The 22,558-nt window shown below is 61.4% G+C and carries 24 protein-coding genes and 1 tRNA gene; 13 read left to right on the top strand and 12 right to left on the bottom strand.

Annotated elements, in window-relative coordinates:
- Positions 1 to 4 precede the first annotated feature (4 nt).
- The 3 genes from ACWTV1_RS04970 to ACWTV1_RS04960 form a co-directional block, all read right to left on the bottom strand.
- Entirely contained in the window at positions 5 to 859 is an 855-nt protein-coding gene (locus ACWTV1_RS04970; RefSeq protein ID WP_498504354.1) for an NAD-dependent epimerase/dehydratase family protein, read from the bottom strand.
- Between the two features lie 84 nt (positions 860 to 943).
- Positions 944 to 1,417, bottom strand: a complete 474-nt coding sequence (locus ACWTV1_RS04965) for a WapI family immunity protein (RefSeq protein WP_498504353.1) — start codon at positions 1,415 to 1,417, stop codon at positions 944 to 946.
- A gap of 76 nt (positions 1,418 to 1,493) precedes the next feature.
- A tRNA-Lys gene (locus ACWTV1_RS04960) sits at positions 1,494 to 1,566 on the bottom strand.
- 25 nt (positions 1,567 to 1,591) lie between these two features.
- On the opposite strand from ACWTV1_RS04960, the gene ACWTV1_RS04955 reads away from it, so the two are divergent.
- The 7 genes from ACWTV1_RS04955 (at position 1,592) to ACWTV1_RS04925 (ending at position 7,302) form a co-directional block, all read left to right on the top strand.
- On the top strand, positions 1,592 to 2,221 hold the full coding sequence (locus tag ACWTV1_RS04955; protein WP_498504352.1) for a DNA-directed RNA polymerase subunit beta: 630 nt from the start codon (positions 1,592 to 1,594) through the stop codon (positions 2,219 to 2,221).
- A 400-nt stretch (positions 2,222 to 2,621) separates the two neighbouring features.
- Positions 2,622 to 3,218 carry a sigma-70 family RNA polymerase sigma factor gene (locus ACWTV1_RS04950; protein ID WP_100388322.1) on the top strand — a complete coding sequence of 199 codons (597 nt, stop codon included), beginning with the start codon at positions 2,622 to 2,624 and terminating at the stop codon, positions 3,216 to 3,218.
- Positions 3,215 to 4,117, top strand: a complete 903-nt coding sequence (locus ACWTV1_RS04945) for an anti-sigma factor (RefSeq protein ID WP_498504351.1) — start codon at positions 3,215 to 3,217, stop codon at positions 4,115 to 4,117. Before ACWTV1_RS04950 ends, ACWTV1_RS04945 begins: the two co-directional genes overlap by 4 nt.
- A 48-nt stretch (positions 4,118 to 4,165) precedes the next feature.
- The gene (locus ACWTV1_RS04940) at positions 4,166 to 4,768 is read left to right on the top strand and encodes a hypothetical protein (RefSeq protein ID WP_498504350.1); all 603 of its coding nucleotides are present in this window, start codon (positions 4,166 to 4,168) and stop codon (positions 4,766 to 4,768) included.
- Positions 4,769 to 4,832: 64 nt separating this feature from the next.
- On the top strand, positions 4,833 to 5,453 hold the full coding sequence (locus ACWTV1_RS04935; protein WP_341619313.1) for a copper resistance CopC family protein: 621 nt from the start codon (positions 4,833 to 4,835) through the stop codon (positions 5,451 to 5,453).
- Between the two features lie 7 nt (positions 5,454 to 5,460).
- The gene (locus tag ACWTV1_RS04930; protein ID WP_498504349.1) at positions 5,461 to 6,027 is read left to right on the top strand and encodes a copper chaperone PCu(A)C; all 567 of its coding nucleotides are present in this window, start codon (positions 5,461 to 5,463) and stop codon (positions 6,025 to 6,027) included.
- Positions 6,028 to 7,302: a Dyp-type peroxidase gene (locus ACWTV1_RS04925; protein ID WP_498504348.1), complete on the top strand. Its 1,275-nt coding sequence runs from the start codon at positions 6,028 to 6,030 to the stop codon at positions 7,300 to 7,302.
- A gap of 172 nt (positions 7,303 to 7,474) precedes the next feature.
- On the opposite strand, the gene pstB is transcribed toward ACWTV1_RS04925, so the two are convergent.
- From pstB to ACWTV1_RS04885, 8 genes are all read right to left on the bottom strand, one after another.
- Positions 7,475 to 8,254: a phosphate ABC transporter ATP-binding protein PstB gene (gene pstB, locus ACWTV1_RS04920; RefSeq protein WP_486174419.1), complete on the bottom strand. Its 780-nt coding sequence runs from the start codon at positions 8,252 to 8,254 to the stop codon at positions 7,475 to 7,477.
- Between the two features lie 17 nt (positions 8,255 to 8,271).
- On the bottom strand, positions 8,272 to 9,354 hold the full coding sequence (pstA, locus tag ACWTV1_RS04915) for a phosphate ABC transporter permease PstA (protein ID WP_100388325.1): 1,083 nt from the start codon (positions 9,352 to 9,354) through the stop codon (positions 8,272 to 8,274).
- Positions 9,354 to 10,298 carry a phosphate ABC transporter permease subunit PstC gene (pstC, locus tag ACWTV1_RS04910; RefSeq protein ID WP_100388326.1) on the bottom strand — a complete coding sequence of 315 codons (945 nt, stop codon included), beginning with the start codon at positions 10,296 to 10,298 and terminating at the stop codon, positions 9,354 to 9,356. Before pstC ends, pstA begins: the two co-directional genes overlap by 1 nt.
- 146 nt (positions 10,299 to 10,444) lie before the next feature.
- Complete coding sequence (locus tag ACWTV1_RS04905) at positions 10,445 to 11,539, bottom strand: phosphate ABC transporter substrate-binding protein PstS (RefSeq protein WP_498504347.1); 1,095 nt, start codon at positions 11,537 to 11,539, stop codon at positions 10,445 to 10,447.
- 159 nt (positions 11,540 to 11,698) lie between these two features.
- Complete coding sequence (locus tag ACWTV1_RS04900) at positions 11,699 to 12,778, bottom strand: phosphate ABC transporter substrate-binding protein PstS (RefSeq protein WP_498504346.1); 1,080 nt, start codon at positions 12,776 to 12,778, stop codon at positions 11,699 to 11,701.
- Positions 12,779 to 12,881: 103 nt separating this feature from the next.
- Entirely contained in the window at positions 12,882 to 13,820 is a 939-nt protein-coding gene (locus ACWTV1_RS04895) for an NUDIX hydrolase (RefSeq protein WP_498504345.1), read from the bottom strand.
- Positions 13,817 to 15,997 carry an RNA degradosome polyphosphate kinase gene (locus ACWTV1_RS04890; protein ID WP_498504344.1) on the bottom strand — a complete coding sequence of 727 codons (2,181 nt, stop codon included), beginning with the start codon at positions 15,995 to 15,997 and terminating at the stop codon, positions 13,817 to 13,819. The genes ACWTV1_RS04895 and ACWTV1_RS04890 overlap by 4 nt, the downstream gene beginning before the upstream one ends.
- 77 nt (positions 15,998 to 16,074) lie before the next feature.
- The gene (locus ACWTV1_RS04885; protein ID WP_498504343.1) at positions 16,075 to 16,824 is read right to left on the bottom strand and encodes a winged helix-turn-helix transcriptional regulator; all 750 of its coding nucleotides are present in this window, start codon (positions 16,822 to 16,824) and stop codon (positions 16,075 to 16,077) included.
- 93 nt (positions 16,825 to 16,917) lie between these two features.
- Here ACWTV1_RS04885 and ACWTV1_RS04880 point away from each other — a divergent pair, with 93 nt between their 5' ends.
- The 4 genes from ACWTV1_RS04880 (at position 16,918) to ACWTV1_RS04865 (ending at position 19,767) form a co-directional block, all read left to right on the top strand.
- Positions 16,918 to 17,172, top strand: coding sequence for a hypothetical protein (locus tag ACWTV1_RS04880; RefSeq protein WP_498504342.1), 255 nt, complete (start codon positions 16,918 to 16,920; stop codon positions 17,170 to 17,172).
- A 153-nt stretch (positions 17,173 to 17,325) separates the two neighbouring features.
- Positions 17,326 to 17,925 (top strand): nitrobindin family protein, encoded by a 600-nt coding sequence (locus ACWTV1_RS04875; RefSeq protein ID WP_498504341.1) that lies wholly within the window; start codon positions 17,326 to 17,328, stop codon positions 17,923 to 17,925.
- Positions 17,915 to 18,988 (top strand): CAF17-like 4Fe-4S cluster assembly/insertion protein YgfZ, encoded by a 1,074-nt coding sequence (gene ygfZ, locus ACWTV1_RS04870; RefSeq protein WP_498504340.1) that lies wholly within the window; start codon positions 17,915 to 17,917, stop codon positions 18,986 to 18,988. The genes ACWTV1_RS04875 and ygfZ overlap by 11 nt, the downstream gene beginning before the upstream one ends.
- Positions 18,989 to 19,023: 35 nt before the next feature.
- The gene (locus ACWTV1_RS04865; RefSeq protein WP_100388334.1) at positions 19,024 to 19,767 is read left to right on the top strand and encodes a phosphoglyceromutase; all 744 of its coding nucleotides are present in this window, start codon (positions 19,024 to 19,026) and stop codon (positions 19,765 to 19,767) included.
- Between the two features lie 80 nt (positions 19,768 to 19,847).
- Here ACWTV1_RS04865 and phoU read toward each other — a convergent pair whose 3' ends face one another.
- Complete coding sequence (gene phoU / locus ACWTV1_RS04860; RefSeq protein ID WP_100388335.1) at positions 19,848 to 20,501, bottom strand: phosphate signaling complex protein PhoU; 654 nt, start codon at positions 20,499 to 20,501, stop codon at positions 19,848 to 19,850.
- Positions 20,502 to 20,668: 167 nt separating this feature from the next.
- Here phoU and ACWTV1_RS04855 point away from each other — a divergent pair, with 167 nt between their 5' ends.
- Positions 20,669 to 21,823: a sensor histidine kinase gene (locus ACWTV1_RS04855; RefSeq protein WP_498504339.1), complete on the top strand. Its 1,155-nt coding sequence runs from the start codon at positions 20,669 to 20,671 to the stop codon at positions 21,821 to 21,823.
- Entirely contained in the window at positions 21,820 to 22,500 is a 681-nt protein-coding gene (locus ACWTV1_RS04850; protein ID WP_100388337.1) for a response regulator, read from the top strand. The genes ACWTV1_RS04855 and ACWTV1_RS04850 overlap by 4 nt, the downstream gene beginning before the upstream one ends.
- Positions 22,501 to 22,558 lie beyond the last annotated feature (58 nt).

The following is a 22,558-nucleotide window of genomic DNA, read 5'->3' as shown; positions in this document are numbered from 1 at the left end:
CGCGCTAGTCGCGCCAGCTGTGCTGCGGCACCCAGCCGAGCAGGCGCTCGGCCTTGGCGATCGAGGTCAGTGACGTGTTGACGCCGAGCTCGCCGCGAAGCTCGACGCCGGGGAACACTTCCGCCACGAGGTCCGCATTGGGGCGGGTCATTACGGTGTCGGCAGCAAAGATGTTGAAGACGTCGTAGCCGGGGCGGGAGGTCTCCAGGGCCAAACGAATGGCGTCGGCTCCGTCACGGGAGTCGATGTAACCCCAGAGGTTCCAGGACCGCAGCCGGGTATCCGCATCGAAGCTCGGGAACTCGGCGTAGTCGGCAGGGTCCATCACGTTGGAGAACCGCAACGCGGTGATGCTCAGCGAGGGATCCCAACGCACAAACTTTTGCGCCATCTCTTCCTCGAGGTGCTTCACCATCGAGTAGGTCGATTCGGGGCGGGTTTCGTACTCCTCGTCGAGCGGGATGTACGGCGGGGGAGTCTCGAACGGCAAACCCAAGACGGTCTCGCTCGAGGCATACGCGATGGTCTTGATTCCGAGTCGCTTGCACGCTTGGAACACGTTGAAGGTCGCGTTCATGTTGTTGTGGAACGTGGCAGCATCCGACCACAGACCCGGGGCCGGGATTGCGCCGAGGTGAGCGACAGCATCCGCGCCGTCGTTGCGATCATTGATGCCCGCGAGAGCATCTACCACTTGGCCGTAGTCGGTGAGGTCAACGTAGGTGAACTGGCTGCGGTCGGGGCCAGCCATATCGAGCACGGTCACCGTGTGGCCGGCAGCACGTAAACCAGCAACGGTCGCCCGCCCGAGCTTGCCGTTTCCGCCAGTGACGGCGATGCGGAGGGGAGTGGATGACATGGCGAGCTCCTTTGCTGCGGCGCGAATGAATCGTTTTAATTAGAGATAGACAATGCTAACGCCTCGTGCGTCGTGCGAGAGCCTCTAGCGCAGAGGGAACTCCGCGAGCTCCTGCTCCCACGCAGCAACCGCGCGCGTGAGATCACTCGGCGCGATCGTGAGGTCCATAGAGAATTCCATCTCACTCGTCACGCTCGGAGGCTGTGACTCGAGCCAAAGGAACACACGGATGACTACCGCAGACGGCTCGAAGCTCACGAGACTGAATCCGAGGTTCGGTTCGACGAACTCCCGCGTGGGAAGCAGCTCGCTTTGGCCGCTTAGCTCCATCGGCTCAACAAGCCCGCGGGCGGCCCGCAGAAGCCACGTGCCGAGGTCGCGTGCCTCGTCCACGAGCAGGCAGGGCTCGAGAAAGTTCCACTCTTCGGCGCCCAAGCGGGCTCGCCCATCGATCAGGAGCCAGTTGGCGTCGTAAGGATCGACCCGTACATCCTCAAACTGGTAAGCCATGGGCTCGATGCTGAGATAGTTCGTTCCGCCAGCGTCCCGTAACTCCATGGTTAGGAGCCTAATCGCGGCGCGACTCTAAGAACGCACAAGAACCGCAAGGAACTGCCTCAAAGGCGACGAAATGTGGGCCCGGCCGGGCTCGAACCGGCGACCCGCGGATTAAAAGTCCGATGCTCTACCAACTGAGCTACAGGCCCTACATGTTAAGCGTACCGTGATCTTATGGCCGAAAATTTCCATAAGCCCACGCAATACTCGACAGACAAGTTTGACACATATGAAGGCGGGCAAGATCCGGCCCAAATAATGCGCGCCGCCCACGATACCGCCCACGCGCTCATTGAAGGTGCACGCAACACGGATGACCCTGCCGTGGTCGACCGCATCGTGGCCTACACCGACAAAAATGGCATCGATGCGCTCGCCGAGCTGTGGTCGCGATCGAGCCCCAGCAGCTTGCCCGGGGCGCTGTGGCGCATCTATCTATTGCGTGCCGTCATCCAACAGGATGCGGTGGGTACGAGCTTGCTCTTTCAGCGCGGTATCGACACTCTTGCCACGATCGACGCTGCGGTCACGGGGGCGGTGAACCCGACGGGTCCCAACGAGATCAAGTCGTTGGCGGATGAGGTGCTACGCGGACTCTTCCGTGGCGACTTTGGGGTTGCCCTCGATCGGGCTGCGTCCTTCAGTCGTATCCTGGCCTCCGGCGCGGGAAGTCTCGCTGATGATCAAGAGGTGTTGAACCCGGAGCGGGCGAGCGAACTCACTACTCGGGCCGACCGCTATTCGCGAATGGCGACAGAGTTCACGGCCTGCGCCAAGCTCTTTCGGGCCGGCTCGCTCGATTAGCTGGGTGCTGTTTGTCTTCGCTGCACGCGAACACCGTCCCCAAATGCACTCTCCAAGGTGGCACACAGCGAGCCTTTTGCTACACTTTTCTTCGCCGGGCCACAGTAACCCCGGGCTCCAAAATTAGCCGCTTCGAGCGGCCCTGCGTCGTGAGGCGTTCTCTGTGGCCCGGCTTTTTAGCGCCCGCACGCGGCTTTTCAGGCCCTCGCCGCAGGCCGTGCAACTTCGCCGATTTCCGGGCAGCTTTCGACCAAACCCTTCTCGCTAGGGCACCGAATTACTAACCAGTGAAAGCAACTGACGAAAACCATCGTCGGCCCCGCATCCACTGACTGAAGATTCGCTGCTGAACCACACGAACTGCGATGAAGGAGCACAGGAACCTGTCATGCTTGTCCTTATGTCTCGTGAAGCTGATGTCGGCGCAACGCCCGAAGAACCGGGTGTGCCTGCCACGAGCCCGCAAGACCTATTAGAGCGTGTCGCCACTGGTGATCAGGCCGCATTTAGCGAGCTGTACGACCAACTGGCCCCTCGAGTTTTCGGACTCGTCAAGAGACTCCTTCGCGACCATTCGCAGTCCGAAGAAGTGACGCAAGAAATTTTCTTGGAGATCTGGCAAACCGCAACCCGATTCGATTCGAATAAGGGGGCAGCAGTGAGCTGGATTCTCACCATGGCTCACCGCCGAACTGTTGACCGTGTACGTGCATCGCAGTCGTCCCGCGACCGCGACGTTCGTATCGGCATCCGTGATCACAACCCGGACTACGATCACGTCTCAGAAACCATTGAAGTCCGACTCGAACACGAAAGGGTAGAGAAGGCCATGTCCCGACTGACTGAACTCCAGCGCCAAGCTGTTTCCCTTGCGTATTACGGCGGCTATAGCCACAGTGAGGTGGCGACCATGCTTAAGGTTCCTGTCGGCACTGTCAAAACCCGACTACGTGATGGAATGATCCGCTTACGCGACGAAATGGGGGTGGCATCATGAACGACCGTAACGACGACCTCGCAGCACAGTCTGGCGCCTACGCTCTCAACGCGTTAAGCCCCGAAGAGCGCGAGGCTTTCGAGAAGCACTTGGCTGCTTCTGATGAGACGCGCACCGAGACCACCGAACTCTCTGACACGGCAGTGGCACTCGGAATGGCCATTGACCCGGTCACTCCGCCTCCTGCCCTCAAAGCCAACCTCATGGCGATGATTGCGCAAACACCGCAGTTGCCGCGCGAAGCAGATGTCGCTTCTGCGGCTGACGAGGCTTCGAGCAGTGTGGATGCCGCATCCGCGCCACTCTCGAACGTCACGCCGCTTGCTGCCTCGGTTGCGCCCGCTGCTGATGCCTCGGCTCAGCAGTCGAGTACCTCGTTGCCTGCCCCGGCGACTCCCGCGGAGACTAAGGCTCAAGCCCGCTGGTTCACGCGTCCGGCTACTGCTTTGGCGGCTGTCGCCGCGGCAGTGGCGCTCATCGTTGCCGGTGGCGTGGTTGCCGAATCAATCGGTCGTACGTCGGTCGAGCAGTCGACGTTTGCGGCTCAGCAGGCTGACCAGCTTGCGGCGATCAATGCTGCCAGCGACTCGCAGCGTCTTGTCTCGACGGTCGCAGGGGGAGCCACGGCTACCTTCGTGTGGTCGGGAGAGCTTGCATCATCCGCTGTGATTGTCGATGGTCTTGAGGCTTTGCCTGCCGACCAGGTTTACGAGCTCTGGTACATCGATGAGGCGGGCGCCCGCCCGGCTGGCCTCATGAGTGCTGCCGAGGACGGCCCAACGTGGCGTGTGCTCGATGGCGAAATGGGCGCCGGCGACATTGTGGGAGTCACGATCGAGCCCAAGGGTGGTTCGGATGCTCCCACCACCGACCCGATTGTGGTCTTCGAGAGCGCGTAAACTGATGTCGAGCCTCAGCTCAGAGGCTCGACTACCTAGGGAGCAATCATGATCGGCAGGGGAGCCCAAGTTCTCCGCTCGTCGCTGGTTGCTGCCTTCTCGGTATTTGTCGCTGCGACCGCCCACATCTTCGGCGGTGGTGGTGCGCCCAGTTGGGTCGCCCTCGTTCTTGCCCTGACGTTTGCGGCGCTCATCAGCATTCCGCTCGTTGGCAAGCGGATGTCGCTCCCGCGCGTCGCGGTGGCCGTCACGATCGCTCAAACTTTCTTCCACACCGTTTTCGCGGTGATTGGCAACCCCGCCAATATCGTGGCGCAGTCCGTCGGCCATCACGATGTCGCCTTCTCTGCTGCTGCCGGCGCTATCAATCACGGCGCGCACGGTGCGGGGGCGATGACCGTCGGCCACATTGTCGCTGGCATCATCACGATTGTGGCTCTGCGTCAGGGCGTCACCGCGCTCGGCTCGATCACCGCGAGTGCTGGCCGGCAGCTTCGCCGACTATTTTCGCCGCAGGGCGTTCCTCTTGTCATCCGACGCGCGGTGGTGGCAAGCGCAGTCTGCCGTGACGAGATCACGGCACCGCTTCAATTGCTGCGTTCCGTCGTGAGCTTGAGAGGCCCACCGACCGTCAGCGCGGTCTTCTTCTAACCCTTTCTGCAGCGTGGTGGCATCGTGCCGCCCCTGCGCGGTTGTGCCGAGGGCGCTTACCATCGTGGAGCGTCTCGTCTTCCGCAATGACAATGGAAAGCTGACAACTCAGATGACGTTTGTGCGTAATTGCACGCGCGTGGTCGGGGGAGTAGCCCTTGCTGCTCTTCTCGTATTCACGCTGCCACAAACGGCTTTTGCTCACGACCAAATCATTGAGCAGATGCCGAACGAGAACGAAGTGCTTGAGGCTGCTCCGAGCGAGATCACTCTCGAATTCACGGGCGAACTCATGGACATCACCCAGCTCGCCATGGTGGTGGATGCCGACGGCACCGACTGGGTTAGTGGACCTATGAAGGTGACGCAGCGCACCGCAGTGCAACCGCTGCTGCCAGATATGCCTGAAGGCAGTTATCAGGTGCGGTGGCGAGTGGTGTCTAGCGATGGCCACCCCATTTCGGGCAGCTTTGAGTTCGCTGTGGGTCAGGAGACTCCGGGGGCCACTTTTGGGCTCGACGCGGAGGCCTCGGATGAAGGCGACGCCGCGACGAGCCCGTCAGAAAATTCGACGTCGAGCGTTAGCCCGCTCGTTGTCACCAGCTTTATCGGTGCCGGTATTGGCATCGCCCTTTTTGCCGGGGCTCTCGCCACGCGATGGTTCTGGATTCGACGAAAGAAGTAATACAGAAATGATCCGCACTACACGCACCAAGAACACCGTCAGCCTGATCGCAATCCTCGCGGCAGGAGCGCTTGCTCTCGCCGGATGCTCGACCACGGCATCCACTGATAACGACACCGATGACATGGCGTCGACGGCGACCACGCTCACCACAACAGACGCCTGGGTCAAGGCGATCGACAGCGGCATGACGGCCGCGTTCGGGATGGTCGAGAACCCCACTGATCGCGAGATCACGATCGTGTCGGCAACTACGAGCGCCTCCAACATGACCGAGCTGCACGAGACGCTCGAGAACGAGTCCGGCGACATGATGATGCAGGAGAGTGACGGCGGATTCACGATTCCGGCCGGCGGGATGCTCATGCTCGAGCCCGGTGGAAACCACATCATGATCATGGGCGTCGCTGACCCGATTCTTGCCGGCGATGACGTCACGGTTACTCTCACGCTTGACGACGGCAGCACCGTAGAGTTCACGGCTCCCGCCAAGGACTACTCGGGTGCCAACGAGAACTACGAGGGCGACGATGAGATGGACATGGATCACGGTGACATGGAGATGAACGAGTAATTGTCTGAACCAGTAGAGTCCGACACATCGGGTCGGCTCTCGCGGCGGCACCTCCTTTGGGGCGGTGCCGCTGCGGCGGGCGTCGGCGCGGCAACCGCCGCCGGAGTGAGCATCGTTGGTGATACTTCGGGTTCTGTCGCGTCGACAAGCACGGGTGACGGTGCCCACATCGGCGGCAGTGCGGAGTTCACTCCGCAGGAAGCCTTCGAGGGGGCGGTGCCCTTTTACGGCACGCACCAGGCTGGCATCGAGACCCCGGCGCAGTCCAACGCGGTCTTCATCGCGCTCGATCTTCTCGACAGCGTTGACGCTTCCGCTCTGAAGCGCCTCATGGGCGTACTGACGGATGACGCGGCTCGCCTCACGGCAGGCCAGCCCGCGTTGGCCGATTCCGAGCCTGAGCTTGCCGTCATCCCCGCTCAACTCACCGTCACGTTCGGCTTCGGTCCTCGCGTGGTGCAGTTGGCGGGCAAAACAGCACCCGAGTGGCTGCGTCCACTTCCGGCCTTCGGCATTGACCAGCTCGACCCGGCTTATTGTGATGGCGATCTTCTCATCCAAATCGCCGCCAACGACCCGCTAACGGTTGCTCACGCTGCCCGAATGCTACTCAAGGATGCTCGCAGCTTCGCCTTACCACGGTGGTCGCAGTCTGGTTTTCGCCGTGCAGCGGGGGCCGAGAATCCGGCCGCCACGATGCGCAACCTTTTCGGCCAGCTCGACGGAACCGGCAATCCAACGCCGGGAACCACCGAGTTCAATGATGCCGTCTGGAGCACCGACGTTCCCTCGTGGATGGCGGGCGGCACGAGCTTCGTGCTGCGTCGTATCTTCATGGATCTCGACGGCTGGGACAAGATCGACCGCCTTGGTCGAGAGGAAACCATCGGTCGCACGCTCGACACCGGGGCACCGCTCACGGGCAGCGTGGAAGGAGACGAGCCTGACTTAGAAGCAAAGGATCGGCTGGGCTTTCCCGTCATCCCCGCGTTCGCCCACGTTCGTCGTTCCTTAGAGCACGAGGCCACAAACAAGATGTTTCGTCGCGGCTACAACTACGACGATACGGTGCTGACGGGCGCCGAAAGTGTCTCCAATTCGGGACTGCTGTTCGCCGCATTCCAAGCAGATATCGATAAACAGTTTGTGCCCGTGCAGAAAGCACTCGACACCCTCGACCTGCTCAACACCTGGACCACACCGGTCGGTTCTGCGGTCTTCGCGATTCCTCCCGGGTGCCGCGAGGGCGGCTACATCGGGGAGACCCTTTTTTAGTTTCGGTGAGCGTCGCGCGACCCGCGCCCTGCTCGTTCCTGGTGCCACAAGCACCTGAATTCACCGCAATCGAGCAATTATTACCCGTGCACGATTGCACTGAAAAGCCCCCGGCCAGTTGGCCGGGGGCTTTTCGTTGTGTTCCATAGCGACAGCGTGCTCGAGCGGTTCGTTACCCGAACTTGCCGGAGACGTAGTCTTCGGTTGCCTGAACGCTGGGGTTCGAGAAGATCGTGGTGGTGTCGTCGTATTCGATGAGCTTGCCGGGGGCACCGGTACCCGCGATGTTGAAGAAGGCGGTGCGGTCGGAGACGCGCGAGGCCTGCTGCATGTTGTGGGTCACGATCACAATCGTGTACTCCTGCTTGAGTTCCTCGATGAGGTCTTCAATGGCGAGGGTGGAGATGGGGTCGAGGGCCGAGCACGGCTCATCCATCAGCACTACGTCAGGCTTCACAGCGATGGCGCGGGCGATGCAGAGTCGCTGTTGCTGCCCACCCGAGAGGCCGGAGCCGGGCTTGTCGAGGCGGTCCTTGACCTCGTTCCACAGGTTGGCACCCACGAGCGATGACTCAACGAGGTCGTCAGCGTCGTTCTTGGTGATGCGGCTGTTGTTGAGCTTCACCCCGGCCAGCACGTTGTCGCGAATCGACATCGTGGGGAAGGGGTTGGGGCGTTGGAACACCATGCCCACCTGGCGACGCACGTTCACGGGGTCGACGCCGGGGCCGTACAGGTTGTTGCCGTCGATGAGAACTTCACCTTCGACGTAGGCGCCGGGGATGACCTCGTGCATGCGGTTGAGCGTGCGGAGGAAGGTCGACTTGCCACAACCGGAGGGGCCGATGAAGGCGGTAACCGTACGGGGCTCAATCGTGAGCGAGACACCTTCTACAGCGCGAAACTTGCTGTAGTAGACGTTGAGATCATTGACTTCGATGCGCTTAGACACGAATTAGGTTCCTTCGGTTATCGACCGGTTTTGGGGGCGAAGATTTTGGCGATGATGCGGGCCAGCAGGTTGAGCGCCATCACGATCAGGATGAGGGTGAGCGCTCCGGCCCACGCCCGATCGATGTAGGCCTGAGCATCGGTGCCTTGGGAGATGTACGAGCTGTAGACGAATACCGGCAGGCTTTGCATCCGGTCGCTGAACAGCGAGTAGTTGAAGTTGTTGGTGAAGCCAGCAGCCACAAGAAGTGGTGCGGTCTCGCCAATGACGCGGGCGATGGAGAGCATCACACCGGTAGTGATTCCGGCGATGGATGTCGGCAGCACAACCTTCAGAATGGTCAGCCACTTGGGCACGCCGAGTGCAAACGCGGCCTCACGCAACTCGTTGGGTACGAGTCGCAGCATTTCTTCGCTCGAGCGCACGACGACGGGGATCATCAGCACCGAAAGGGCGAGAGCTCCGGCGATTCCGACGCGTACGCCGGGGCCGAAGAACAGCACGATGAGGGAGTAGGCGAAGAGGCCGGCGACGATCGAGGGGATGCCGGTCATGACATCCACGAAGAAGGTGATGGCCTGGGCGAGACGGCCGCGACCGTATTCGACGAGGTAGATCGAGGTCATGAGCCCGATGGGAACCGAAATCACGGTGGCCGCCAACGTCATCTGCAACGTGCCGATGATGGCGTGAGCCGCACCGCCACCTTCGCCGACGACGTTGCGCAGCGAGAGCGTGAAGAAGTCGAGGTCGAAGCGAGCCGCACCGTTGATCGCCACGGTGTAGAGAAGCGAGATGAGCGGCAGGAGCGCCACAACGAAGGCGAGGGTCACCAGGGTCGTCACGAGGCGGTCTACGGCGCGACGGTGGCCTTCAACGAGCCGTGAGACGGTCACGAGCACAACGCCGTAGAGAACGACTCCGAAGAGAATCGCTGCGACGATGTTGAATTCGCCGTCGACCTGGCCGGCCTGAATGAACAGGAAGATCAGGATGAACGTGACGAGGCTGCTGATCAGGATGAGCAGGGGAGCCCAGCGAGGTAGCTGGCCGGCGGCGTACGCGTTCTGGATGGGGCGCGCTGGTGTGGTGGTAGTCATCAGTTCGCTCCCGAGAATTCCTTGCGGCGGTTGACGATGTAGCGCGCGATCGTGTTGACGACCAGCGTGATGGCGAAGAGGATGAGGCCGGTCGCGATGAGCACGTTCACGTTGAGGCCGTAAGCCTCAGGGAAGCTCAGCGCGATGTTAGCGGCGATGGTTGACGGGTTCGTCGAGCTGACCACGTTGAACGTGATGACGTTCGAGGCCGAGAGCACCATCGCAACGGCCATGGTTTCGCCGAGCGCGCGGCCGAGGCCGAGCATGGCACCGGAGACGATACCGGCGCGGCCGAAAGGAAGCACAGCAGTCTTGATCATTTCCCAGCGGGTAGCGCCGAGAGCAAGAGCAGCTTCTTCGTGGAGTACCGGAGTCTGGAGGAAGACTTCGCGGCAGATGGCGGTGATGATCGGCAGGATCATCACGGCGAGCACGATCGAAGCGGTGAGAATGGTGCGGCCCGTTCCCGAGGCTGGGCCGGCAAAGAGCGGGATCCAGCCGAAGTTGTCAACGAGCCAGGTGTAGAACGGCTGCACTCCCACGGCGAGTACGTTTCCGCCCCAGAGGCCGAAGACTACGGAAGGCACGGCGGCCAGCAAGTCGATGATGTATCCGAGCGTTGCGGCGAGAGGTCGCGGTGCGTAGTGCGAGATGAAGAGGGCGATACCGATGGCGATCGGCACGGCCATGAGGAGGGCCAATCCGGCCGACCAGAGGGTTCCGAACACGAGCGGGCCAACGTAGGCCCAGAAGTTCGTGCCTTCAAGAAGAGTGGTTTTCTCGGGGTCCGCGGTGATGCCGGGAACACCCTGCAACACGAGGAAGGCCGCGACGGCGGCGAGGATCGCGAGGATCAGCGCACCAGCGGTGAGGGCTGTACCTGAGAAGAGGCGGTCTCCTGGGCGCTGCTTCGCGCGGATACGGGGGGCCGCAGTCGAGGTCATGTGTCGAGTATCCCTTATCCCTGGCGTGGCTTAGTGCGTCGTGTGGTTGTCATGCTGGTTTCTGGGCGAACGAGTTCACGTGACCCAGAGGAAAGTCTGCCCGACCCCGCTGCCAGTAGCAACGGGGTCGAAGCAGACTCAAGGTGTTACTTGATGGCGTCTACTGCAGCCTGAGCCTTCTCGAACAGAGCCGAGGAGATCGGTGCTGAACCAGCGGACTCAGCCGCGGTGGCCTGTCCCTCGTCGCTGATGATGTAGCTGAGGTAGCCCTTGACCAGGTCAACGTTGTCGCTCGAGGCGTACTCGTTGCAAGCGATCAAGTAGCTGATCAGAACGACCGGGTAGACACCCGAGGCGTCGGATGCGCGGTCGAGCTCTACAGCGAAGTCGGTCTCGCCGCGGCCTTCTGCGAAGGGCGATGCGTCAACGATTGCTGCTGCAGCTTCGGGGGAGTACGGAACGTACTCGTCGCCGACCTTGACGGCGACGGTTCCGAGGTCTCCGGCACGCGAGGCGTCGGCGTAACCGATGGTTCCGGTTCCGTTGGTGACGGCGTCAACGAGACCCGAGGTCTGAGGAGCACCCTCGCCACCGAACTCGGTGGGCCAGGTTTCGATCGATCCGACGGTCCAGACCGAGGGAGCAGCAGCCGACAGGTAGTCGGTGAAGTTCGCGGTCGTTCCCGAGTCGTCTGCACGGTGTACGGCGGTGATGCCGAGGTCGGGCAGGTCTACGCCGTCGTTCTGCGAAGCGATAGCGTCGTCGCTCCAGTTAGTGATCTCGCCAGTGAAGATTCCGGCGATCGTGTCAGCGTCGAGGTTGAGCGAGTCAACACCGTCGAGGTTGAAGATGATCGCGATCGGCGAGATGTAGGCAGGGATTTCGAGGATGCCGGTGCCGGGAACGCACGATGCGAAGTTGTCTTCGTCAATTTCTTCGTTCTTGAAGGCGCGGTCAGATCCGGCGAAGAGGCTTCCGCCGCCGATGAACGTGTCGCGTCCACCGCCGGAGCCGATGGGGTCGTACTCGACCGTGACGTTCTCGTTCGCGGTCTGGAATCCAGCAACCCACGCCTCTTGAGCTGACTGCTGCGACGATGCGCCGGCGCCAACGAGCGTTCCGGTGAGGTCTGAAGTGGATCCTTCATCGCTGCCGTTGTCGGCTGCTGCTGCGCACGATGAGAGGAGGATGGTGCCTGCGATAGCAATGGCACCGATGGTGCCAAGACGCTTGAAGTTCACAGTTTTCCCTTCGGGATGTTGATTTCAGGTTTCAGGCCGGTGCGACCCAAATAGAAAACCTAGGCAGCGCAGGTAGCCACCTTTACCCGGTTAGGTAAACGGGAGGTAAACGACCCGTCAACACCACGAAGAGCAGTCCCGGAATCCCGGGGATGTGAGCTATTTGATCGCTGCGACGGCAGCGCGAGCTTTCTCATAGAGGGAATCAGAGATCGGTGCCGAACCGGCAGAAGCAGCCGCGGCCTGTTGGCCCTCGGGGCTGATCACGTAGTCGAGGTAGCCACGGATGACATCCACCCGGTCGTTCGACACGTACTCGTTGCAGGCGATGAGGTAGCTGATGAGCACGACCGGGTACACGCCGCTGGCGGTGGATGCTCGGTCGATTTCTACCGCGAAGTCGGTCTCGCCGCGTCCTTCGCCGAAGGGCGAGACGTCGACGATCGCAGCGGCTGCTTCGGGGGAGTAGGAGACGTAGTCGTCGCCGACCTTCACTGCGACGGTGCCGAGGTCGCCAGCGCGGGAGGCGTCGGCGTAACCGATTGTGCCGGTTCCGTTGGTGACGGCGTCGACGACACCGGAGGTCTGGGGCGCCGCTTCGCCGCCGAATTCCAGCGGCCACTTCTCGATGGATCCGACGGTCCAGGCCGAGGGCGCTGCCGCGGCGAGGTAATCGGTGAAGTTGGCGGTCGTTCCGGAGTCATCCGCGCGGTGCACCGCGGTGATGTTGCGGCTGGGCAGATCGACGGAGGGGTTCTGATCAACGATGGCAGTGTCATCCCACTGGTCAATCTCACCCGTAAAGATGCCGGCGATCGTGTCCGCATCGAGGTTGAGCGAGGTGATTCCGTCGAGGTTGAAGATGATCGCAATCGGTGAAATGTAGGCGGGGATCTCGAGGATGCCGGTGTCGGGCACGCACGAGACAAAGTCGGCTTCGGCGATTTCCTCGACCTTATACGCGCGGTCGGATGCAGCAAACGCGGCACCGCCACCGATGAAGGTGTCGCGCCCTCCGCCAGACCCGATGGGGTCGTATTCGACCGTCGCGGCCACGTTTGCTAGTTGGAAGCCGCGAACCCACGCCTCTTGAGCGGCCTGCTGGGAGGACGCACCGGCACCGATAATCGTGCCGGAGGGGCCCGAGACGTCACCGACGGGAGCGGGAACGCATCCTGTGAGAGCGAGTGCGCTTGCCATCGCGAGTGCGGTGGCGGTGCCGAGGCGGGTGAACTTCACAGGGATCCCTTCGAGAAACTGACGTGCACGTCATTCTCTCGCGAATTCGGCAGGATTTCACCGCCCGGCAACCTTCGCCGGTCTCAGCGCTCCGGATCCGGCATCAGGATTGGTGTGTTTCCACCGCCACTAGGCGCACTTTCTTGGTGTCGCGCGCAAAATGCAGCACCGAAAAATCTCCCGTGCTGAGCATTGCCGCAGCTCGCAAATTAGCATCCGGTTTTGTGTGTGAGGCTTCGGCGAGTGCGCTCACCATTTGAGGTAGCACGGGCCCGTGGCTACACATCACAGTGGACTGCTGCTTCTTGAGCCGCTTGGTAATGAGAGCGGTCACGGCGGCACCGTTGCTGCGGTACGCGTCTTGGCTCAGGTCATCGGTTGCTTTGATCTCAAGCTCGGTGCGTTGCGACAGCGGCGTGATCGTGGCGAGGCAACGGGCAGCGGTGCTGCTCAGGATGCGGTCGGGGGCGAACGCGGCGATGCTGCCGGCGATCGTGGCTGCCTGGTCTGTTCCGCGGTGCATGAGCGGTCGCGTGGCATCCGGCCCGTCCCAGGTTTCTCCGGGAACGGCTTTGCCGTGACGCACGGCAATCATCGCGAAGGTGCGGGCATTGCCGGCCTCGTAGATGGCTGCGAAGCGATCGAGAATGTCGATGTCGTGCTCGTAGCTGACTTTTTTGCGGGCCTTGGAGAGTGACAACCATTCGAGCGATGAGATCTCGTCGTTGGGTGTGAACTTGGCGCGCTCGAGAATATGGTCGTTCACTTCGGCAGCCCAGTAGTGCACGTACTTGTCGCGGCCGTTGCCGAGCGTGTAGTGAACCTTGCCGAGCGGAACTCCGAGTTCGACGCTCAGGCCGGTCTCTTCGAAAATTTCGCGTACGGCAGTCTCGGGCAGCATTTCACCGGGATCGAGTTTCCCTTTGGGCAGCGAGACGTCTTTATGCACGGTGCGATGGACCAGTAACACGCGGGGTTTGCCATCTACTACACGCCAGCAGACGATGCCTGCAGCTAGGACCGGTGTGGTCGCCGCGGTCACCGGCGAGCTCCGCCTCGTTTGCGCTGCGTAATTCTCTTCATAAGAACATTCTGTAGGTCATCGAGCGGTTCGCCGTCCTCTGAACGGCCGTGGCGTTCCCAATCGCCTTCAGAATCGAGCCACCACGAGGCGGTGGTGTCGGCAACAGCGAGGTCGAACATGTAGTCGAGTTCCTCGATGTGTTCGGGTTCCACGATGCGCACGAGGGCCTCGACGCGACGGTCGAGATTGCGGTGCATCATGTCGGAGCTGCCAATGAAAACCTGGGGATCGCCGTTGTTGTGGAACGAGAACACGCGCGAGTGCTCGAGGTAGCGACCGAGCACTGAACGCACCCGAATGTTCTCGCTGAGCCCCGGAACTCCGGCGCGCAAAGAGCAAATTCCGCGCACCACGATGTCGATCGGAACGCCCGCATTGTTGGCGCGGTAGAGAGCGTCGATGATCGCTTCATCCACCATGGAGTTCAGTTTGATCCGGATGCCCGAGGGCAAGCCAGCGCGAGCGTTCTTGGCTTCGTTCGCAATCTGCTTCACGAGGCCCTTGCGCAAATGACGCGGAGCCACGAGAAGTCGCTTGAACTTTTTCTCGATGGCATACCCAGAAAGTTCGTTAAAGAGTCGGGTGAGGTCTTTTCCGACCTGGTCGTCGGCGGTCAGCAGCCCGAGGTCTTCATACAGGCGGCTGGTCTTGGGGTTGTAGTTTCCCGTGCCGATGTGCGCGTAGTGGCGCAGCTTGCCCTCTTCTTGGCGCACCACGAGCGCGAGCTTGCAATGCGTCTTGAGCCCGACGAGGCCATAGACCACGTGCACGCCGGCCTTTTCGAGCTTGCGGGCCCATGAGATGTTCGCAGTCTCATCGAAGCGTGCCTTGATCTCCACGAGCGCGAGCACGGCTTTACCGGCTTCGGCAGCGTCAATCAGAGCCTCGACAATGGGGCTGTCACCGCTCGTGCGGTACAGCGTCTGCTTGATCGCCAACACATCGGGGTCGGCGGCAGCCTGCTCCAAGAACGCCTGAACGCTCGTCGAGAACGACTCATAGGGGTGGTGCAGCAGGACGTCTTTGCGAGCGATCGCCCGGAAGATATCCGCCCGCTCATTGCCTTCGGTGGGCATGAGGCTCGGGCTCGTGATGGGCACGTGGCGCGGGTACTTGAGCGCAGGGCGATCGATGCGGGTGAGCTGAAAGAGTCCGCCGAGGTTAAGCGGGGCAGGCAATCGGTACACCTCTTGCTCGGTGATCTTGAGCTCGCGCACGAGAAGGCCGAGCGTCACCTCATCCATGTCGTCAGTGATTTCGAGACGGATGGGCGGCCCGAAGCGGCGGTTCAGAATCTGCTTCTCAAGTGACTTGATCAGGTTTTCCGACTCGTCTTCATCGACGTTGACATCTTCGTTGCGAGTAACACGGAACTCGTGGTGCGCCAGAATCTCCATGCCGGGGAAGAGCGCATCGAGGTGGTTGGAAATCAGATCTTCGAGCGGGATGTAGCGCAGTTGATCACTACCGTCATCCGGCAATTGAATGAACCGCGGCAAGACACTCGGCACCTTCAGGCGCGCGAACTCTTCCTTCTGCGTCTTCGGGTTGCGCACCCGAATCGACAGGTTGAGCGAGAGCCCCGAAATGTACGGGAACGGATGCGCGGGGTCGACCGCCAGCGGCATGAGCACAGGAAAAATCTGGCTCGAGAAGATTTCGTCAACGCGCTCGCGGTCTTCGGGGCCGAGGTCAGACCACGACTCAATGTGGATGCCCTCAGCATCGAGCGCAGGCTTGACGCTGTTGCGGAACTCGGCCGCGTGACGCTCTTGCAGTGCGTGCGCGGCGGCGCTCAACTCTTCGAGAACTTCGGCGGGAGCGCGCCCCGTGTTCGTCGGTACGGCAAGGCCAGTGTCGATGCGACGCTTGAGGCCGGCAACGCGCACCATAAAAAACTCGTCGAGGTTACTGGCAAAGATGGCCAAGAAGTTGGCGCGTTCCAGCAGCGGCAGCGACTCATCCTCGGCGAGTTCGAGCACGCGCTGGTTGAACGCGAGCCAGCTCAGCTCGCGGTCGAGGTAGCGGTCGTAAATCAACGTGCCGTCGTCAACGCTCGACGACTCATCGATGTCATATTCATCGAGAGAATCTGTAGCGGAGCTGGGATCGGCGATCGCGCTGTCATTGTCCATCTGATCATCCTGCCACTCAGTGATGAACAACTGATTAACTCGGCCCAGGATGGGGAGAAAATCGGTGAGAGTGTGCCTTAGACGGCGATGCTCTCGGGCATGGCGTCGGCAGCGGCATCCGATGCACTCGCAACGGGGTCAACAGCTTCAGGCTTGGGGGCCTTCTCCGCCTCTTCGGCGATGTTGAAGCAGTAGCCCACGTTACGCACGGTGCCGATGAGCGATTCGAGGTCGCCGAGTTTGGCGCGCAGACGTCGAACGTGAACGTCGACGGTGCGGGTGCCTCCGAAATAGTCGTAGCCCCACACTTCGCTCAGTAGCTGTTCGCGAGTGAACACATGCCCGGGGTGCGACGCCAAGAAGCGCAGCAACTCGAACTCTTTGAAGGTGAGGTCGAGCGAGCGGTCACGAGCCTTCGCTGAATAGCTTGCTTCGTCGATCACGATTCCGGATGCGCGAATTTTCGATGCCGAACTCTCACCTTCGCGGCGCGCCAGGGCCAAGCGGATGCGGGCATCCACTTCGGCGGGGCCCGCGCCAGCAACGAGGAGGTCGTCGATGTGCCACTGGTGGTTGACGGCAGCGAGCCCGCCGTCGGTGACGATCACGAAGAGGGGAACCGAGATTCCGCCGGAATGAAGAACGCCGCAAAGCCCTTTGGCTGCGGCAAGATTGGTGGTCGCGTCGACGACGATGAGGTCGGTAGTTGGCGCGGCAACGAGGGTTGCGGGCGCGGCGACGACTACCTCCACCGTATGACTGAGCAAACCCAGGGCGGGTAATGGATCAGCATCGGGCGCAGAGCTAAGCATCAAGATGTGTGCCATATGGCCTCCCCACTGCGTAAAAGTGATTCTACCGTGCGACGCCGCGCGCTCATGACGGCCCCCGAATCGTGCTCTTCTCGATACGATGGGGCAATGACTTGGCAAAAGTGGAGCGTCGTGCCCGTGTGGGCCTTGAGCCTCGTAGGCACGGTCATTATCGGCGCGGTAGCTGCGCCCGAGTCACGGGTCACGTGGTTGGCGATTGTCCTCGCGGCCTGCGTCATCCTTACGTTCGTTGTTCAACTGCTCATTCATCGCAAAGAGGGCTTCGTAGCGCGCGCAACCGCCAGCATGGTTGGCGCCCTTGTTGTTGTGGCTGCGGCCACAGCGATTTTCGCTCTCATTTAGTGCTGCTGGGCTGCACAGGGATAGGATTAGTACATGCTTCTCGCACTTGAGCTCTTCTTTGTTGGCCTTCTGGGTCTCGCGACGCTGTCGATCGGCTACGTCTCTGTCGTCGTCGTCTACAACCTCTTTCGCGGCCAGCGCTAACCGCGCGCCATGGTTATTGAGCTCGACGCCTCCGGCCCTGCTGAACTATCGCCACTTTCGTGGCTCGTTGGCCTCTGGGAGGGCACGGGCATTGTCGACTACAAGATCGGCGACGAAACGCGCAGTGTCGAGTTCGGTCAGCGCATTAGCTTCACCCACGATGGGCTTCCGCACCTCAACTACAACTCGTACACGTGGTTGCTCGATGATGAGCAAACTCCCCATGTAACCGAGACCGGCTATTGGCGCCTTCGCCGAGCTGCCACTGACGGCGACCCCGGTCCTGGGTTGTTGCCGGCGCTGGGGGAGCGCCCCTTCGGTTCCGCCGAAGAGGTGGAGAAACTGCGCACCCCGAACGGTGGCTTCGAGATCGAAGCGTCCATCGTGCATCCGGGTGGCATCAACGAGTTTTACATCGGCGAAGTGACGGGGCCCCGCATCGACCTCGCGACCGACGCCGTCATGCGTACGCAAGGCGCCAAGGAGTACACCGCGGCAACGCGCATGTACGGCCTCGTCGAAAACCACTTGCTCTGGGCGTGGGATATCGCCGCTCTCGGCCAAGATTTGCGCACGCACGCATCGGGACGGCTCGCTCGTGTCGAATAGTGTGTTCGCTGCACGCCCCGGTGCCATTGGCGAACCGCCCGAGCACTATGGCAACCCCTTTGGGGAACAGCGCACGCTCACCGAGGGTCGTTCGGTGGTGGAACTCGCCGACCGTGCCGTTCTCACCATCACTGGTCCCGACCGGCTGACCTGGCTCGACTCGCTCACCACGCAGTCCCTCAAGGGGCTGACTCCCGGCGAGAGCGCCGAAACGCTGCTGCTCAACCCCAATGGCCGCGTCGAGCACGCTATGCGGCTTATTGACGATGGCGAGTCCCTCTGGTTGCTCATCGACGGCACCCAGCGCGAAGCGCTCGCGGCCTGGCTCAACCGCATGAAGTTCATGCTGCGCGTAGAGATCGCCGACCGCAGCGATGACTTTGTGACGATCGGCAGCTTTGGTGACGCGCTCGAGGTTCCCGCCGCCACATCTCAGGATGTGCCGCTTGTCTGGGTCGATCCGTGGTCGTCCGTTGTGCGCGGCGGCCATCAGTACGCCACCTCAGCGACGCACCCCGCCGCTACGTGGAATTACCGCGAAACCCTCGTCGCCGTCGATGCCGATCTGTCAGCCTTCGATGCTGCCGGCTCGCTCGCGTTCGATGCCCTGCGCATCGCTGCGTGGCGTCCTCGTTTCAGCTCCGAAGTCGACGACCGCACGATTCCGCACGAACTCGACTGGATGCGCTCCGCAGTGCATCTCAACAAGGGCTGCTACCGCGGGCAAGAGACCGTAGCGAAAGTTCATAATCTCGGGCATCCGCCGCGTCGCCTCGTGATGCTGCACCTCGATGGCTCCGAGGGCGCACTGCCCGAGGTCGGTGCCGAAGTTCGTCTCGGCGAAAAAACCGTCGGCACCGTCACCGCCTCCGCGCGCCACTTCGAACTTGGCCCAATTGCGCTCGCCGTGATCAAGCGAGGAGTGGATGCCGCAGAAACGTTGGCCGTCACCTCCGACATCGGTGAGATTGCCGCCGCGCAAGAAGTCATCGTTCCCACCGACGCCGGAGCCGAAGCAAACGTGCCCCGCTTGCCCCGCCTCGGAGCCGTTACTCGCGGCTAGCAGCGGCATCCAATCATTCTCGGTACTCTTGAGTTATGACTCACACCCTGATTTTGTTGCGCCACGGCAACTCCGAATGGAACCAAAAGAATCTCTTCACCGGATGGGTGGATGTCGGGCTCACCGAGCAAGGTCGCGGCGAGGCCGCCCGTGCCGGCGAGATGATCGCTGCCTTCGACAAGCAGCCTGACGTGCTTTACACCTCGCTGCTCAAGCGCGCGATCCACACCGCCAACATCGCCCTCGAGGTCGCCGACCTCGACTGGCTGCCGGTCAAGCGCTCCTGGCGACTCAACGAGCGCCACTACGGTGCGCTGCAGGGCAAAGACAAGGCCCAGACCCTCGAAGAGTTCGGCGAAGAGAAGTTCATGACCTGGCGCCGAAGCTTCGACGTGCCGCCGCCCGAGCTCGCTGATGACGCTGAATACAGCCAGGTACACGAGCGTCGCTACGTCGGCATCGACGGTGAAGTTCCTCGTACCGAGAGCCTCAAGATCGTTATTGATCGCATGCTTCCCTACTGGGAATCCGACATCACGAAGGATCTCGCTGCAGGCAAGACCGTGCTCGTCACCGCTCACGGCAACTCGCTGCGCGCGCTCGTGAAGCACCTCGATGGCATTTCTGATGACGACATCGCGAGCCTCAACATCCCCACGGGGATCCCGCTGGTGTACGAGCTCGACGACAACTTCATGCCGATCAAGCCCGCGTACTACCTCGACCCCGAAGCTGCCGCTGCCGGCGCTGCTGCGGTCGCATCACAGGGCAAGAAGTAGCCTTCAGCCCACGCTCGCTTAACGCACAAAGCCCCGACGAGATCGAATCTCGTCGGGGCTTTGTTACGTGGTGACGGCTATTAGTCGTCGGCGGGAACCCAGTCGCCGGTAGCAAGGTACTGAACCTTCTTGGCGATGGAGACCGCATGGTCTGCGAAACGCTCGTGGTAGCGCGACGCGAGAGTGGCATCCACAGTGTCGACCGCAGCGCCCTTCCAGGTCTCACCGAGCACCTTGTCGAACACGCTGAGGTGCAGCGCGTCGATCTTGTCGTCGTCGTTGCGAATCTCTTCGGCAACGCGCACATCTTCATGCTTGAGCAACTCAACAAGCTTGTTGGCGACCGCGACATCGAGTGCTCCGAGTTCTGCGAAAGTTGCTCGCAATGACTTGGGCACGACCTTGTCGGGGAAGCGGTAACGAGCGAGCTGAGCGATGTGCTCAGCCATGTCACCCATGCGCTCGAGCGATGCACTGATGCGCAGCGCGCTCACTACAATTCTCAAGTCGCGGGCGACGGGTTGCTGACGAGCGAGGATGTTGATCGCGAGCTCGTCGAGTTCGGCTGCAGCCGCATCAATCTGGTCATCGTCTGCGATCACTGTTTCGGCCAGTGACACATCTGATTCATTGAATGCTTTTGTGGCGTTGTCTATTGAGACAGCCACCAGGCTGGCAATTTCCACGAGGCGATCTTGCACCTCGCGCAGTTCTTGTTGAAATACTTCGCGCACGCTATCTACGTCCCTTCGATACGGGCATGACGAAGCCCGCACGGCTTAGGCCACCCTGCCCGCGTTAGGTTAACAACAGGTGTTGGCGGCCTGAACTTTATCTGAAGTGAGCACTCGTCGCGAACTTGCGGCAAGCGGACGCTTCAGATGTAACTAATCTAGTCGGTATGGACTCTGCGTGGCTCGTGCCTGCCGCCCTCGCTTTTGGCGTATTTCTCGGCGGTGGCATGTCCTTCATCATTTACGCAGCCGCTAAGCGGGGTCAAAGAGCCGCCCACGTGGTCTCTTCTGCCGTGCCGGATGGCGTAGATCAGGTCATCGATGCGCTGGAATCCGCGGGTATCGTGCTCGATCCCTCGAATAACATCATGAAGGCATCGACGGGGGCGCTCACCTACGGTCTCGTGTGGAACCACGCTCTCGTGCATCCGGAACTCGTCGAATTTGTTGACCAAGTTCGTCGCACCGGCGAGCCAATTGCCCAAGAAGTGCACTTATCTCGTGGCCCTTTCGGTGATGCCAACATTTATCTTTTTGTTCGTGTTGCTCGCCTCGGCACGCGATACGTTTTGCTGTTGGCCGAAGATCGCACTGAGTCGTACCGCCTCGATGAGGTGCGTCGTGACTTCGTCGCCAACATCAGCCACGAGCTCAAAACCCCGATCGGCGCCGTTGGCTTGCTTGCTGAAGCGCTCGTCAGTGCTTCGGATGAACCGGATCAGGTGAAGCGGTTCGCTAAGCGCCTCACTAAAGAGTCACACCGTCTCGCTCGCATCACGCAGGAGATCATCGAACTCTCGCGATTGCAGTCCGCTGACGGCCTGGCGGAGGCTGCTCTGGTCGACATCGACAATGTCGTGTCTATCGCGATTGACCAGAACCGTGCCGTCGCTGAGTTCAACAAGGTCAGTCTGGCCAGCGGCGGTCTCACGGGCTTCGAGGTGTTCGGCGACGAAACCCTTCTCGTGCTCGCCCTCGATAACCTCATCTCGAACGCCGTGCAGTACTCGCCCGAGAACACGCGCGTGGGAATCGGAGTGCGTCACCGTGACGGCGCCATCGAGGTCTCGGTCACCGACCAGGGCGTCGGAATCCCCGACGACGAACTCGACCGCGTGTTCGAACGCTTCTACCGCAGCGACCCCGCGCGTAGCCGTCACACCGGCGGCAGTGGGCTCGGCCTCAGTATCGCCAAGCACGTGGTGCAGAACCACGGCGGCGACATCCGCGTGTGGTCGCAACTCGGCCACGGCTCCACCTTCACGATTCGACTGCCCGAGATCGATCCCGACGTAACCAACGCAACAGGAGACAAGCAATGACCCGCATTTTGATCGTCGAAGACGAGGCGTCGTTGAGCGAGCCTCTCGCGTTCCTGCTGGAGCGCGAAGGCTACGAAACGACCATCGCCGAAGACGGCCTCGCGGGGCTCGCTGAGTTCGACCGCAATGGTGCCGACCTCATCCTGCTAGATCTCATGCTGCCCGGCCTTGCCGGCACTGAAGTATGCCGCGAGGTTCGCACCCGCTCGAACGTGCCCATCATTATGCTCACGGCCAAAGACAGCGAAGTGGATATCGTGGTCGGCCTTGAGCTGGGAGCGGATGACTACGTAACGAAGCCCTATTCCACTCGTGAGCTCTTGGCCCGCATCCGCGCAGTAATGCGCCGTCGGGCGGAGGACGTCGACGAGACCGACTCGGTGCTTGAGGCTGGGGGAGTGCGGATGGATGTTGAGCGCCACACGGTCACGGTTGATGGTGTCGATGTTGGCATGCCGCTGAAGGAATTTGAACTGCTCGAGCTTCTCTTGCGCAACGGCGGTCGCGTGCTGACGCGCGGTCAGCTGATCGATCGAGTGTGGGGCGCCGACTACTTCGGCGACACCAAGACTCTCGACGTTCACATCAAGCGCATCCGCACCAAGATCGAAAAGACTCCATCGCAACCGAAGCTTCTCGTGACCGTGCGCGGGCTCGGGTATCGCTTCGAAGACTAAAACGCCGCGGGTGCACGCGGGCTAGCTCGGGTGCACCTAGCTTCGGCACACCAGTGGG

This window comes from Salinibacterium sp. VpJ6 (assembly GCF_059767345.1).
Note: the sequence above shows the minus strand (reverse complement) of the source record. Positions and strands in the feature narration are given on the sequence as shown.

Excerpts from the sequence above, each read along its gene's own strand:
- ACWTV1_RS04955 (WP_498504352.1), top strand. The coding sequence starts at position 1,592 with ATGGCCGAAAATTTCCATAAGCCCACGCAATACTCGACAGACAAGTTT.
- ACWTV1_RS04890 (WP_498504344.1), bottom strand. The coding sequence starts at position 15,997 with ATGGACAATGACAGCGCGATCGCCGATCCCAGCTCCGCTACAGATTCT.
- ACWTV1_RS04970 (WP_498504354.1), bottom strand. The coding sequence starts at position 859 with ATGTCATCCACTCCCCTCCGCATCGCCGTCACTGGCGGAAACGGCAAG.
- ACWTV1_RS04855 (WP_498504339.1), top strand. The coding sequence starts at position 20,669 with ATGGACTCTGCGTGGCTCGTGCCTGCCGCCCTCGCTTTTGGCGTATTT.
- ACWTV1_RS04930 (WP_498504349.1), top strand. The coding sequence starts at position 5,461 with ATGATCCGCACTACACGCACCAAGAACACCGTCAGCCTGATCGCAATC.
- pstC (WP_100388326.1), bottom strand. The coding sequence starts at position 10,298 with ATGACCTCGACTGCGGCCCCCCGTATCCGCGCGAAGCAGCGCCCAGGA.
- ACWTV1_RS04865 (WP_100388334.1), top strand. The coding sequence starts at position 19,024 with ATGACTCACACCCTGATTTTGTTGCGCCACGGCAACTCCGAATGGAAC.
- ACWTV1_RS04880 (WP_498504342.1), top strand. The coding sequence starts at position 16,918 with ATGACTTGGCAAAAGTGGAGCGTCGTGCCCGTGTGGGCCTTGAGCCTC.
- ACWTV1_RS04875 (WP_498504341.1), top strand. The coding sequence starts at position 17,326 with ATGGTTATTGAGCTCGACGCCTCCGGCCCTGCTGAACTATCGCCACTT.
- ACWTV1_RS04965 (WP_498504353.1), bottom strand. The coding sequence starts at position 1,417 with ATGGAGTTACGGGACGCTGGCGGAACGAACTATCTCAGCATCGAGCCC.
- ACWTV1_RS04885 (WP_498504343.1), bottom strand. The coding sequence starts at position 16,824 with ATGGCACACATCTTGATGCTTAGCTCTGCGCCCGATGCTGATCCATTA.
- ACWTV1_RS04940 (WP_498504350.1), top strand. The coding sequence starts at position 4,166 with ATGATCGGCAGGGGAGCCCAAGTTCTCCGCTCGTCGCTGGTTGCTGCC.
- ACWTV1_RS04950 (WP_100388322.1), top strand. The coding sequence starts at position 2,622 with ATGTCTCGTGAAGCTGATGTCGGCGCAACGCCCGAAGAACCGGGTGTG.
- ACWTV1_RS04850 (WP_100388337.1), top strand. The coding sequence starts at position 21,820 with ATGACCCGCATTTTGATCGTCGAAGACGAGGCGTCGTTGAGCGAGCCT.
- pstA (WP_100388325.1), bottom strand. The coding sequence starts at position 9,354 with ATGACTACCACCACACCAGCGCGCCCCATCCAGAACGCGTACGCCGCC.
- ACWTV1_RS04945 (WP_498504351.1), top strand. The coding sequence starts at position 3,215 with ATGAACGACCGTAACGACGACCTCGCAGCACAGTCTGGCGCCTACGCT.